Annotated in this window: 7 protein-coding genes; all 7 read right to left on the bottom strand. The window is 37.9% G+C overall.

Annotated elements, in window-relative coordinates; translation table 11 throughout:
- Positions 1-75: 75 nt before the first annotated feature.
- The 7 genes from NQ546_RS04675 to NQ546_RS04645 all read right to left on the bottom strand — a co-directional run bounded on the left by NQ546_RS04675 (position 76) and on the right by NQ546_RS04645 (position 14,197).
- Positions 76-2,484, bottom strand: coding sequence for an alpha-L-rhamnosidase-related protein (locus NQ546_RS04675; RefSeq protein WP_167319264.1), 2,409 nt, complete (start codon positions 2,482-2,484; stop codon positions 76-78).
- Positions 2,485-2,656: 172 nt separating this feature from the next.
- The gene (locus NQ546_RS04670) at positions 2,657-5,764 is read right to left on the bottom strand and encodes a glycosyl hydrolase (RefSeq protein ID WP_004292325.1); all 3,108 of its coding nucleotides are present in this window, start codon (positions 5,762-5,764) and stop codon (positions 2,657-2,659) included.
- A 1-nt stretch (position 5,765) separates the two neighbouring features.
- On the bottom strand, positions 5,766-7,058 hold the full coding sequence (locus NQ546_RS04665) for a glycoside hydrolase 5 family protein (protein ID WP_004292324.1): 1,293 nt from the start codon (positions 7,056-7,058) through the stop codon (positions 5,766-5,768).
- A 76-nt stretch (positions 7,059-7,134) separates the two neighbouring features.
- Complete coding sequence (locus NQ546_RS04660; RefSeq protein ID WP_004292323.1) at positions 7,135-8,229, bottom strand: glycan-binding surface protein; 1,095 nt, start codon at positions 8,227-8,229, stop codon at positions 7,135-7,137.
- 17 nt (positions 8,230-8,246) lie between these two features.
- Positions 8,247-9,941, bottom strand: coding sequence for a RagB/SusD family nutrient uptake outer membrane protein (locus tag NQ546_RS04655; protein WP_004292322.1), 1,695 nt, complete (start codon positions 9,939-9,941; stop codon positions 8,247-8,249).
- Positions 9,942-9,956: 15 nt separating this feature from the next.
- Entirely contained in the window at positions 9,957-13,055 is a 3,099-nt protein-coding gene (locus tag NQ546_RS04650; protein ID WP_004292321.1) for a SusC/RagA family TonB-linked outer membrane protein, read from the bottom strand.
- 254 nt (positions 13,056-13,309) lie between these two features.
- Entirely contained in the window at positions 13,310-14,197 is an 888-nt protein-coding gene (locus NQ546_RS04645; RefSeq protein WP_004292320.1) for an AraC family transcriptional regulator, read from the bottom strand.
- Between the last annotated feature and the right edge of the window lie 6 nt (positions 14,198-14,203).

The following is a 14,203-nucleotide window of genomic DNA, read 5'->3' as shown; positions in this document are numbered from 1 at the left end:
ATGTCAAAGAACTAAATTATAAACAATTGAAAATCAGCTGGGACTAAGTGCCCAGCAGTGATATATTTTATTAAATTACATATACTTCAAATTCAGTTTATAAGTTTTTCCTCCGATAAGTTCATATTGCTTTTTGCCTTTTACTGAATCATTTGATATCAAAGGTTTCAGCTTTACATTCTCACGACTATCCAAATTCAATACAGCCTTTATTCCCGCAGGTATATCAAGCAACAATGTTCTCTTTCCATATTTTCCTTCTGTCTTAAAATGTATTCCACCCGCCGGAGTTTGGACTTCCAATTCAACATCAGTCAAATCTCCTAATTGGGGCGAAATCATACACTCCTCATATCCGGGTTTCAATGGACGTATTCCTGCAATTCCTTGATACAGAATAATCAATGGACCAACAGCGCAATGACTCCATTGCGACCATGAATCGGGTTCCGTCTGCCAAAACTCTTGAATTGTATTGTTGATAGTCACAGACGGCATTGTAGCCCACAATTCACGCATATCCTTCAGTATTATATCCATACGATTGGCTTTAGCCAACGCCCACATAGCCCATATTGCATTACAAGGATATGAAACGCCTATCTTATTTTTATCAGCTAACAAACGGACACACGCTGTATCATCATCATTAGGACACATATCAAAAAGGATAGCCAACGCTAATGTCCTATCACTATAGTATGTTTGACCCTGATCTTCGCTTACCCAAGGCAAGTTATCAACAAATGCTTTTTGATCAGAAGACCAGAATGCCGCTACCGTTTCTTTCAACAAAGAGTCTCCAAACTCTTTCACCTCGCGAGACTTATTTACATCACCAAAAGCATTACATAACGGTAACAATGCTCTCGTACACATCGCCGAAACATACAAGTTGAAAGCACATTGTTTATGTTTCTGTTGACGGAATGCCTGATGATCAATCCAAACTGAAGGAATACCAATATTCTCAACCGGCAACAATTTATCATTGCCCCGTAACTCTTTTAGATAATCAAAGAAGCGCAATAAACGTGGATAAGACTCCTTCAACCCGTCCAAATCACCTGTATACTGATAATAATGATAATTCTCGAAACAGAAGCCTACACCATGATCTAATATGGGTCCCCAATCCGTCAACTGCATTTGACGTTCTATAATACGCGCCAAACGGTCGAAAGCAGGCCAACAATCCAAAAAGTAACCATCCAATGTCATACCTTGACTAAAGGTATGGATAAATCGTTTAGGCAATCTACTTTCTCCAAAAGCTTGGTATAAAGCATGCAGCTGATGACTTCCGTCGCCACTATATTGCTGACGTTCGCGTGCCATACCGTCTACAACTGTTTCTTGGGCTGAATTATAGAGTGTATTTACCGCAGCATCCATCAATCTCTGTAATTTACCATCCTTCATATGAATCTGAGGAACTACAGGGAAATTGTACTGCCTGCGTCGCATACCAACGTTACTAACAGTCACAGACCTTGAATTATTACGAATATGAAGTTGTAACCAACGTAAAGATTCAAAATCAAAAGTTTCAAAATGATTAATTCCTTCTTTACATACAAAACGGCTCCATGCATTAAAATGAGAATTCAACAATACAGGTCCTCCCGGTTGATGAGCCTCATGTACCAATAGTTCTACTATAGTGCCTTCAGGAGCATCAATGGTAAAATAAGGCCATCCAACAGATTGTTCTTTAAAATCAAATGTCAATATAGCAGCTTTTCCCAAAGAGTCTTTGACTTCCCACGCATCATTTGATTTCTTATGAGCCAAATCAGCCCATTCTGCTTCATAAGCATTAGGAACTAACATATCGAAATACTCTTCACATGGGCGTTTCCAAGTAACCCAAGCTGTTTCAACCAATTTATCTACAGATACATTGTTTTCTTTCATCATAGGAATCGAACGTTGGCGAATATCTGTAGTCGACTGATTTCCATAAATTTCCCACTGATATTCTGCAAAGCCAGCACAAATCGATGGCTTAGCAGCTGAAGCTTGTGATTCCGACGCCGGTATCCAATCTGCATTTTCCTGGAAATCAGCAGTATCCCAACCATAAGGGAAATTATTTGCGTCAAAACACTCTTGCAATGTTCTCAAGAAGCTTCTCTTATACTGTCCCGGTTTCCAACTATCAGCCAAGAAACTTTTCCAAGTGTTATCGGTTACTATTTTTTCACCATCAACATCCAGATTCATAATAAGTCCCGGTTTTCCCATAGCCCATGTGCCTTCGCCCATCCCATAAAATAGGACTTGACAGGCTATAACATTTTTACCTTCTTTCAATAAAGATGTAACATCAACCGGATCTGCTTCAGGCCAACGGGGATCATGAGGAGCAGGTCCCCATTGAACTCTATGTCCATTTACAAAAAGTTGATAACGACTATCTGCTAAAATCCAACCTATAGCTTGTTTAGGTTGTTTTTCTAAATTAAACTCTTTACGAAACAATACAAAAGTGTTTTGCAAAACACGTCCGGACGGATACCATATCCAATGTGCAGGGGCAAAATCTACGTTAGTAACATTTCCCTTCACCGGAGCGAACGAAACAATGGACAATAGGATACCCAACAAAACCCTCATATAACGCGTCTTCATATATAATAAAAATTTAATGATTTCATTTAGATTTACTTAACAATAAAAAAGGTTCATACAAACCATAATCAAATTGCATATAATCTTTACCTGCCGGATAATTTACTGTTCCTTTATACAAATTAGGAGTCACGAAGCCTATAGAGGATTCATTATGAAAAGGACCGAACAAATTCTTATTACTTCCCACAACTTTAACCGATATCTGATTGATTCCCGGTCGAATCAATTTCGATACGTCCAATGTATAAGGTTTAAATGCTATAATACCGGCAGAAACGCCATTAACCAATACCTCAGAAACCGTTCCATTCCATTTGCCTAATTGAACTTCATAACCCATATTTTCACAATAAGGCACCTGAAAGCTTTGTTCATAAGTAACCGCATCTGCATAAAAAGGACTGCCTTGTACTCTCCAACTACCCAATTCTATTTTATTGTTCAAACCTACCATTTTCCAACCATGCTCAGCTGAGAGTAGTTTAAAGTCTCCCAATACATAGATAGGAGCTGGCTCTGCATCCAAATTCATTGAATCAATGGATAAAGTAAGCGAATTGACACCGTTACAAATATATTTTCCAAGCGGCAATACACAAAAATCACGATCAAGCCACCATTCATTTGTTTGGTTACTTACTTCAATTCCATTTATAGCGATAGAATAGAGATTGGATCGCTCTATAACTATCTTCCAATCGGCAGTTGATACATTAAACAAATTGTCAAACTGGAAATGATAGGTCAGTTTAAAGCCTTCATGTTTATTTATATCACGCTCTACTATATTTTTCTTATACTGTATGGCTGTTCCCCACGGATTACCTTCCGGAAAGCCAAAATGCTTGAATACTTTCTGATCGGCTTCATAAATATGAATATCCTTATGCACACTATCCGCCAACTCCAAATCACAAAAATCAACCACAAGCACATTATCTGCCAACGGATTTATTTTCAAAGGAGAAACGGGCATTATATATTCACGCTGCGTGGTTACCGGTGAAGATTGATAAGAGTGATGTTTCTTTTCAAATACATAAACCAATAAGTGTCCACCGGGTGATAGCTCATAATCAAACTTTACATTCTCAGATGAACGACTGTTCGGGTAATCAACAACTTTACCAGAGAATGTATTGAGTTCAACAACTCCGGCTCCGGCAAGCTGTACCATACCTTTAGACGATTCATTCAAATCGGAATTTACCAATAGCACAACTTCTCCATCCGACATTTTACGACGATGATGAAAAAGATTGCCCCCTTGATTGGATACAATACGAAAATCTTTGGGAAGCAAATATTTATCAACAACTTCTTGTGTAAGTTCTTTCTCTCTTATTACAGACTTATTCTTTTGAAAAAAAGAAACAATTTCTCGATTTTCGCAACCGTCTACCAATGTCGGTATTGCAAATGCCAATATTTTACCCCCAACTTTTGCAAATTCTTTTAAAAGGTCAAAAGTCCTCTTGTTCAAATTTTCAGTTAAAGGAGGAATTACCACTGTTGAATATTCTCGTTGCCCAACCTTAAAACGATGATTGCAAATGCTCCCATAATCACTAATAACCTGTTCCGACCCCAAATCATACTCGGACTGTGACTTTTCCAATGTAGTAACAAAACGCTGGAAACTACGTCCTATATTCCACAACTGAGGGCGACTTGCCCAAGTCACATAATACATCCAAATTGTTGTAGTCGGCTCTATTACTAAAATATCATTTATTTGTTCACCTACAGACATCGCAACAGATAAACGAGAAAAATGATCATTCAAGTTTTTATAATGACGCCACCATGGGGAATGTTCCGAGAAAGAAGGAGGACAATCATATTTACGGTCACCCGCCAAACTGAGATGCGAGAGATGTTGATTCATAAAATTAACTCCCAACACAGTTTGCCAATCTCCCAATCTTTTAAAATCCTCAAAACGTTCTTCCCAACCTGAAGCGCCATAAGTCTCACAAAGTATTCGTTCGCGTCCCAATTGATTAGCCACACTGCGAACTTCTTTTACAGAGCGTACATTTCCAAATTGAGCCTGAGGTTCATCTTCATCAAATTGGTTCATCAACATGTCAATACCAGGCACATGTTGCCAAGCATACATTGCCATATTGTCCGGTCCATACGTAATCTCAGGCCAGGCATGTTCCCAATAATGTCCGGTAAGAGCCAATCCGCGCTCACTGCAATATTCATAATACGGTTTAGCCCAGCGTTCTATGAACAGGTCTAACAAGGTTTGATAATAATCATGACGAACCTGCTTCCAGGGGCCTACATCCAATGATAAAGAAGGCAGATATGACTTCAAATCATATTTCCAACGCTTGTAGAAAGTATCAAACAAATCGGGAGTCCAACGTATTCCTCCTCCCGGAGGACCAACATGAGGTTCATCAGTAAACCAGCCAGGCAAATATTTTCCAAAGTCTTTGGATGCAACTTTCTCATACCCTTTTCCTGTCACTTCCAAGAACTTCTGTGTAACACCAGGATAAAGTAAATCTACATAAGAGTATCCTCCATGCCAAGCAACTCGAGGCTCAAAACTTTTTACATAAACATAATATTTTCCATTTTTTTTACGCTCTGACAAAAAATTTGCTGTCACATCCACATAATTTCCAGCTTCTTCTTTTAAAATTAAATAAAGATTATCTATATTTTCTGGAAGTTTATTATACTGATACAATACAATGCTCCCTCCTTGATTATAACTTTCTGGCATTTCTGCATTTACATGTCCACCAGCAAAACCACTAGGAAAGGTATTTTCATCATAAACCCATACATTCATTCCCAATTTTTTACCAGTATTTAATGTATGCTGAAAAAGAGAAAACCACTCATCCGATAAATACTCGTTTTTTAATCCAGGACGAGGATGCACAAAAACGCCTCCAAAACCTTGTTCATGCAAATCTTCCATTGTATGATTTATCAGTTCAGCAGTTACTTGTGTATTCCATACATATAGAGGTGCAGGCCTATATTCTTTTGGAGGGTCTATAAACTTTTCATAAAAAGTTCCATAGTCATCTCCCAAAGCATACAGAGGCATAAATAGCCCCCAAACAGACAGAAAGATTTTATCTATACGATTTCTCATCTTACTCTTTCACGATTTTATTAGTATATTTCAATATTAATTGTATAGTGGAGTCTGTATCAAAAACAGAGTTTAACCCTTGTTCCTCTTGAGCCGGATCACCCAAATAGGCATCTCCGGGTTGCCAATAAATATGTTCCGAATGAGGTCTTCCAAGTCCTCCCCATGCCCAGAAATTGCAACCTGCCAACACTCCTTGATTACGGCTACTAAGTACCACTTGCTCAAACACATTCTCCATATATCTATCACGGCATTCTGTTGGAACATCCAACTGATACTTACGTCCGTCACGAGGCATTCCAAACTCCTCAATAACAACCGGTCTCTGGTGCTTGACACCCAGTTCAATATGCTCCGCTATATATTTATTGGTCCGCTCAATGCACAACTCCAATGAGTCTTTCATATTACTTCCGTCAACCCATCCCCAGTTGAGCGGCCAAATGTGCAATGTGAAATAATCAATATCCGATTTTGTATGAATACGTTCATAAAGAGATTTATCAAATTCAGATCCTGCAATACCTTCAGAACCGGAAGAAATCAAATGATTGGGGTCCAAAGAGCGTATGTGTTTCGCCACTTCTGTCATCCAATTCTCAAACGCTTCTTTATTCTCATCACCAAATGCATGTGGTTCATTGCAAATTTGCCATGAGAAAATCGTAGGATCATCTATATATTTTTCACCTGTATAAGAATTAACCCTATTTACAACATTTGTTATATGCTTTTTCAGCAACTCAGTGCATTCGTCACAAGTTGCATATTGCGATACATAATCAATATATGTATTCCAGCCATCTTTAGATGGTATAGGAGCCACTCCATGTCCGGTCCATTCCAAATATTGTCCATAGCCTCCACTCCATTCCCAGCTATTTGTAAAATACAAGACAGCGTACATCTCCCTTTTTCCCATTTCTGCCAAAAGGAAATCCAAACCATCAAAAATAGTATCATTATAAACACCCGGTAACTTTTGCAAAGTTGGCATCACTTTGGTCAGTGTTCCGTCTTGTCCATCGGCTCCGATTAATATACGTAAATTATTTATTCCAATAGAATCTAAATAATCTAATTCTTGAACCAAACGCTCTCTATCGCCTCCTTCACCCTGAGAAGCCAAAATTGCCCCATACCAGAAATTTGTACCGACAAAATAATAGGGCTTACCATTCACTTCAAAATGAGAGTTGTTGATTCTAACAAATTTATCTTCAGTGTTAGAGCACGAATGAAGAACCAGTACAAAAGAAAAGAATAATATTAAAAATCTAAAACGATGCATAGTTTACGTACATTTAATAAGAGCCTGTTCAAATCGCCTTATAACAAAATTCAAACAGGCTCTCAAATAACTAAAATTAATTTTTTCTATATAAGCGGAAATTATCAAGTCCTATGTCCACTGTTTCCGCATTTCCTCCATGAAGAGATATTTGGAATAAGAAAGCAGCTTCCGGATTTTGAGTATACCCTTCAAATAGAACATCGGTCATCTCTAAAACCATTGTTTGCCACTTACCATGAGTATTAGTTACTCCATGCTCTTCTGGTTTCCACAGATAATGAGTTTGATCAAATTGGAAGTAGTTGCCACTGAAAGGTTTTTGTGTAAACATTTCAAACTTCATGCACCAATTTTCAGGATTTTCCCACATTTCCTTAGGCCACATAACTGCATTAGCTATAAAAATATACCAATTGGCATGAAGAACTTCATTCATATAAAAATACTTACCATTACAAGGTGCAATATCGCCTTCACGACTTCCATCTGTAACCAAGTTGTCCGTTCCAGCCCAACCAAATCCACCTTCAAAACCTTCAAAAAGATTAGTATCATCGCGGTATAGCACAGGAGCAATTACAGTTGATTTTTTACTTACCACTTTAATCTGGCTTTTATTCGATACTCCATTAGGTACTACTACTGTTACAAAAGTGGCTTGCGTTTCAGTAATTTCAGCTTTGACATCACCAAAGAACACCTCTCCAGCATCTGCCGTCACATCATATAAATCAAAGTTGTTACCACACACTTTCACCGTCTCCCCGGCAACTGCCCATTCATTGTCCAAACCTGTAACAATTAAATCCGGAATTGACACAGCAAGGTCAGTTTCTGCAACAAGGCCCGCAACATTTACTCTAATCTTATTTGTAGGTTCTCCTTCAGGAAGTTCACGAGGAATTTGCAGCGTTATCCGATTCGCTTCCCGAAAGACATCTCTAATATTAAGTTCTACTCCGTTCACATTGATTGAAGTAACATTATCCAACCCCTCACCATGAACAACTACCCAGTCGCCTAAGTTACAAGCACTCAACGATGTCTCTAAATCTGTAGTTGAAGTAATTTTCATTACCTGAGGTTGAGCCATATTGTCTGTATCATTATCGCAAGCTACAAACAATAGTGCACAAAGTATCATAAAAGAACAAAATTTACTTTTCATAATTTTCCATTTTTAAATTACCACCCAGGATTATTCTCCAATATCGCATCGTTTGAATCTATTTCACCTACAGGAATAGGGAATAACAAACTTCTACTTTCACGACGCTTTATCACATTGTTCTCATCGATATCGATATCATTCATTACAGGCAAATAGATTCCCCAACGAACCAAATCCCAACGTCGGTTACCTTCCAATGCCAATTCTCTACGACGCTCTTCCAATACGAATGAACGAAATTCCGTTTTATTCATATTTGCCGGTGCATCCGAAGCATTGCTACGTCTCCGAATTTTATTTAATTCAGCATAAGCATCTGAAGTCGGACCATTCAATTCATTTTCAGCTTCAGCAAAAATCAGGAAAGCCTCAGCATAACGCAACCACGGATAAGGGAAATCTCCATATCTTTGAGTCGGATCTGATGTACAGAAGAATTTTGTCAATCTTGCAATAGCATTTTGATCAAAATCAAAATATACATCCTCCTTTTTATATCCATAAGTCGGATCTTCTGCTTCAACTTTATCTTTATGCTTTTCCGGATAATAACGGTATTGTCCTGTTTCCAACTCCGGATCACCGGTCCATCTATGAACAACACCTTCCAATATTCTGGCATCCTGCTCTTCGAACAATTCATACCAATGTGAACGCAAGCCAAACCATCCACCTTCCTTACGGTGCATTGTAGTAAGATTCATTAGCCCAATAAAATTATATGCCAACGAATTGCCTAATGATGAATCGCTTGAAAGAGACTGTAAAGAGAACATATGTTCTTTCGTATTACGGTTCTCGATTTTCCAGATTTCACCCCAAGTTTTAAACAACTCATAATCGCCACTCTGAATTACTTCATAAGCTTTCTCTTTGGCTAACTTAAAATACTCTTGAGAATCAAAAACCTCATAACCGGCAACTACACTTTTAGCATAAGTAATCGGAGCCGGCTTCGCAATTTTCACACGTGTTCCATTTTCATCCTTAAACGCAGGTCCTCCCAATACTGTAACTTCCGTTCCGGCCGGAGCAGCCCCCGATGCCATAGTCAGATAAACTTTTGCTAACAGCAAACTGGCAGCACCACTGGCAGGACGACCCGGTTTATGTTCCTGAGACTTCATAGAAAACATAAGAGTCTCTGCCATTTTCAAATCTTTTATAATCTGAGCATACACTTCTGATACCGCTGCACGAGGTTTGTGAGGTTCATCTCCTTCAGATACAGACGTTTCATGAATAGGGCACGGTCCATAAGCTCTTACCAACTGGAAATAAGCAAATGCCCGCAGAAAATATAACTGTCCAAGCGCATCATTCTTAGATTCTTCTGACAATGAACCCATTTCAGCTACTCTAAGCAGGGCTTGATTTGCACGATGGATAATATTATAAGGTCCTGTCCATGTTACATTATATCCCCAAAACTCAGTAAAAACTCCAGCTCCAATACCGGACATCGCCCAAGCCGGTCCCGTCACATCATCACTATCCAATTCCCACATCTGTTCAAACGCGCCATATAAGAAGTACTCTCCGGAATTAAATGTTGAATACACTCCATTTAACCAATATTCTTTTGAATCTTCTGAATCGCCGACAAGACCGGGACCTATAAAATCATATTCCTTTTCTGTTAAAAAGTCATTACACGAAGTAATAGTAACAGAGGCTATTAACAAAGCTATTAACAATCTGATCTTCATAATATAAAGAATTAACTATAATACTAATTTAAAATTCAATGAATAAGTACGATTAGACGGATAAGAGAATACATCTACTCCTCTACGAGAAGCATCTCCACCGAATGCGTTAACTTCCGGATCATACCAACTATAATTACTAATCGTAAACAAATTCGTCATTGTAACGCCAACCGTCAATGAGTTAACAAATTTCACAGGTGATCTAAACTTATATTCCACATTCAGACTTTTTAATCTCAAATATGAACCATCTTCTACAAATCGATCTGATACTTGGAGTTGTCTGCTCATATTCTCTGTCGGTTTAGGCCACTTCGCATTTTCGTAATTGTCCGGAGTCCAACGTGTGTCATAGGCTTCCTGCGTTATATTACTAACTTCCACCATTTTTTGCTCCATCAAATTACCATTAAAGATATCATTTCCCACACTTCCTTGGAAGAACATACTCAAAGACAAGTCTTTCCATTGGAAATTATTTGTGAAACCAAAGGTGAAATTTGGATTGACATCTCCAATTATCGTTCGGTCATCCGAAGTAATTCCGGGCTTTCCATCCAAATCTTTATATTTGATTTCACCAAGTTTAGAACGGATAACAGCACTCGAAGCATTGGCATATGCGGGATCTGCACGTACTTCAGCTTCATTATCATAGAATCCATCTTCAACATAGCCATAAATATATCCTACCGGACAATTATTCCGCTGAATAAACACTTGGTCAACATCTGACCACAGAGCTTGTGCAAACTGGTCGGTCTTCAAACCTTTTATCTTGTTCTTATTAAAAGCAATGTTAGCATTGATGTCCCAACCAAAATTCTTCTGTGCTATAATAAATGCTTTCATAGACAATTCTAAACCACGGTTGATCATATTACCGGAGTTTACAATTTTAGAACCAAATCCGGTACTGGACGGAATGATTATGTTTTGTAATAAGTCTCTCGTCTTTTTATGATACAAATCAACTGTAAAATTCAAACGGTTATCGAAGAATCCCATTTCAAGTCCTAAATCCGTCTGTTCTGTTGTTTCCCAAATCAACTGTGTATTATTCAAGAATGAATCAACACCTCCACTTACGATAGAACCATTCAATGCAGAACCAACCGGAGATAACGATGAAACAGTTTGATATGAGCCTATAGCCTGATTACCAGTTTGACCATAGCTGGCACGTAACTTCAAATTACTAAAGACATTCCAATTCTTGATGAATGATTCCTCTGAAGCTCTCCAAGCAAGAGCCACTGACGGGAAAAATGCCCAACGGTTATCCTTTGAAAATTTACTAGAACCATCATAGCGAAATGATGCTGTAAACAAATACCTCTCTTTCAGATTATAATTCACTCTACCTAATACAGAAGCTAAAGAAGACATACCTCGTCCACTTGAGGGCTTATTTTGTTTTTTCGCAGCTCCTAAATTCCACATTAACAGATAATCATTATCAAAGTCATATACAGAAATTGCCTTACTACCATAATCTGAGCGCTCTGCCGTAAATGCAGCCATAACATTCAAATGATGATCTTTCTTAAATACCTTATCATAAGTCAACATTGATTCCATGACCAATCGAGTACTCCAACTGTCAGATTGAGAAGCTTTACCATTAGGAGCATTCCTACCATCCAAAGTAGTGCTACCATAATAAGAATAATTATTATTGCCAACATAACTTACACCTGCTGTCTGCTTGAATTTCAAGCTCTTCAAGATATCGACCTCCAAATAATTGGATGAAAATATATTATAAGTTACTGTCTGATCTTTTGAATCACGTATTTGCAAATAGGGATTAGCCGCAAGCCAGTCCACACGCGTAAACCCACCTTCAATATTCTCATCATAAATAGGCAAATCAGAAGGATACCACAAAGCAGAACGAACGACACTATTTGAGCTAGTACTTGCCTTCACATAATCTCCTACACTCCGTACTACCGACGTACTTGTACCAACGCGGATAAAATCGCGCAAATTTCTATTGATATTGGTACGCAAGCTAATACGGCTATAACCGGAACCTTCGATAACACCCTTCTGGTTATAGTAACCACCAGAAACAGAGTAGTTCCCTTTTTCACTTGCTCCGGAAATACTCAAATTGTATTCTTGCGTTACACCTGTTTTGTAAATCACATCCTGCCAATCAGTTCCTGTTCCATTCAAATATCCATTTTCAAAATCTTCATAAGACGGTCTATAATATCCCTGAGCAGGGTCATAATATCCCGGTCCTGTTATCGGATACGGCAATTCATCATCTGCATTATCGTAATACATATAATTACTTACCGCTTCATTTCTATAACGAATATAAGTAGGACCATCCAATACGTTTATTCTCTTTAAAACATTAGAGAAACCATAGTTTGCCGAGAATTCAATCCGATCATTCCCTCTTTTTCCTTGTTTTGTTGTTATCAATATAACTCCATTAGCACCTCGCGAACCATAAATAGCTGTAGACGAAGCATCTTTCAAAACCGTAAGAGTTTCAATATCAGATGGATTAATTAATGAAGACGCTCCTTCAAAAGGAACTCCATCGACAACATAAAGAGGTTCCGTACTTGTTGAGAATGAATTAATACCTCGAATCAAGATATTCATACCTGCACCCGGAGCACCGTCTGTTTGAGTTACATTCACACCTGCAATCTTACCTTGCAATCCTTGTGACACACTCAACGGATTAGCGTCTAACAAATCAGAAGATTCCAATACACTTACAGCACCGGTAAGATCCGACTTCTTAGCTCCACCATACCCAATAACGACAACTTCATCAAGTAATTCTGAATCTTCACGCATAGAAACATCCAACATTGTTTGATTCGCTTTCAAAGCAACTTCCTGTTCTTGATAACCTACACAAGAGAAAGTCAACTTCGACGTTCCTTTAGGAACTTTCAAACTAAACTTTCCTTCCACATCCGTAATAGTACCCACACTGGTACCTTTTACCAACACATTCGCTCCTATCAAAGGAGAACCATCTGCAGCATCCGCCACAGAACCTCTAATAATAACCTCCTGGGCTACAATCTGACATTCAAATAAGAATGCCATTAAAAAGAATAGTACATTTTTCATGCTATTTAAAAATAAGACCAATATAGATTAATAATTTCACAATAAGCAATCATTCTATTAAACTAAATATTCAGATATTTTCATCTTTCTTAAAACCGGTATATCTCATAGATTAGACACGACAAAATTAGGCCATTGCCATGCAAAAAACTAATACTATTTTATCATATTCAAATGATACGTTCGCATTAAACAACAAAAAAAGAGGCATCCTTTCGAATACCTCTTCCTGTTCTCTACAAATACACTAAATATTATATAACAATTTTCTTCTTCCGATAGTTTTCACGAAACTCTTTAGGCGAGCATCCTTTTTTCTTTCTAAACATTCTATTAAAGTTAGATAAATTATTAAACCCACAATCATAACATATTTCAGCAATAGTCTGACTTGAGTCAACTAACAATCGTGTAGCAAACCCTAAACGAATATCAATAATATAGTCAGAAAGAGTTTTACCTGTGCGCAAATGAAAAAAACGGCTAAATGACACTGGAGTCATTCCTACCATCTCTGCCATATCTGCCAAACGTATATCTTCTTGATAATGATCCGCAATATACTTCTGAATTTTTTGCACGCGACGACTGTCTGAAAAATTGTCTATTTTAGCAAACGAAGAACTAGAAAGCACTTCTACATTATCATACAGAGATAGTTCATAAAGTATTCGAAGAAAATTCATTACCGCATAAAATCCCTGTTCTTCAGAAGCCAACTTATCCAACCAATTATAGACTTTCATAATAGCCTGCATTGGAAAACTAATACCACATTGTGCTTTTTCCAACATCCGGCGAATACTATCAAACTGATTTTTATTGATAAAGTCTTTAAAGAAAAGATCTGAAGAAAACTGAATTGTAATTTCTCGGATATCCCTTGAAGTACATTCATGTTGCTCCCACACATGCTCCAACTCTTTACCTGTAATCAACACTAAATCATAATCCCCGATAACCTCCGCAGAATCACCGACTACCCGACGCACTCCGGAAGCATGTTCCGTAAAATTCAACTCATATTCGGCATGGCAATGAATAGGATAAGTAAATTCGGTTTTACGACGATCTGCAATATAAAAACAATCACGTTCAGACAAAGGGGTTATCTCCCTCATAATGTAGTTTGGGTTTTCCATTTCAAT

This window comes from Bacteroides eggerthii, assembly GCF_025146565.1.
Classification (GTDB): domain Bacteria; phylum Bacteroidota; class Bacteroidia; order Bacteroidales; family Bacteroidaceae; genus Bacteroides; species Bacteroides eggerthii.
The sequence above is the reverse complement of the archived record's forward strand: the minus strand, read 5'-3'. Positions and strand labels throughout refer to the sequence as shown.

Bases quoted from the DNA above. Each gene is read 5' to 3' on its own strand.
- NQ546_RS04650 (WP_004292321.1), bottom strand. From the start codon at position 13,055: ATGAAAAATGTACTATTCTTTTTAATGGCATTCTTATTTGAATGTCAG.
- NQ546_RS04660 (WP_004292323.1), bottom strand. From the start codon at position 8,229: ATGAAAAGTAAATTTTGTTCTTTTATGATACTTTGTGCACTATTGTTT.
- NQ546_RS04665 (WP_004292324.1), bottom strand. From the start codon at position 7,058: ATGCATCGTTTTAGATTTTTAATATTATTCTTTTCTTTTGTACTGGTT.
- NQ546_RS04655 (WP_004292322.1), bottom strand. From the start codon at position 9,941: ATGAAGATCAGATTGTTAATAGCTTTGTTAATAGCCTCTGTTACTATT.
- NQ546_RS04670 (WP_004292325.1), bottom strand. From the start codon at position 5,764: ATGAGAAATCGTATAGATAAAATCTTTCTGTCTGTTTGGGGGCTATTT.
- NQ546_RS04645 (WP_004292320.1), bottom strand. From the start codon at position 14,197: ATGGAAAACCCAAACTACATTATGAGGGAGATAACCCCTTTGTCTGAA.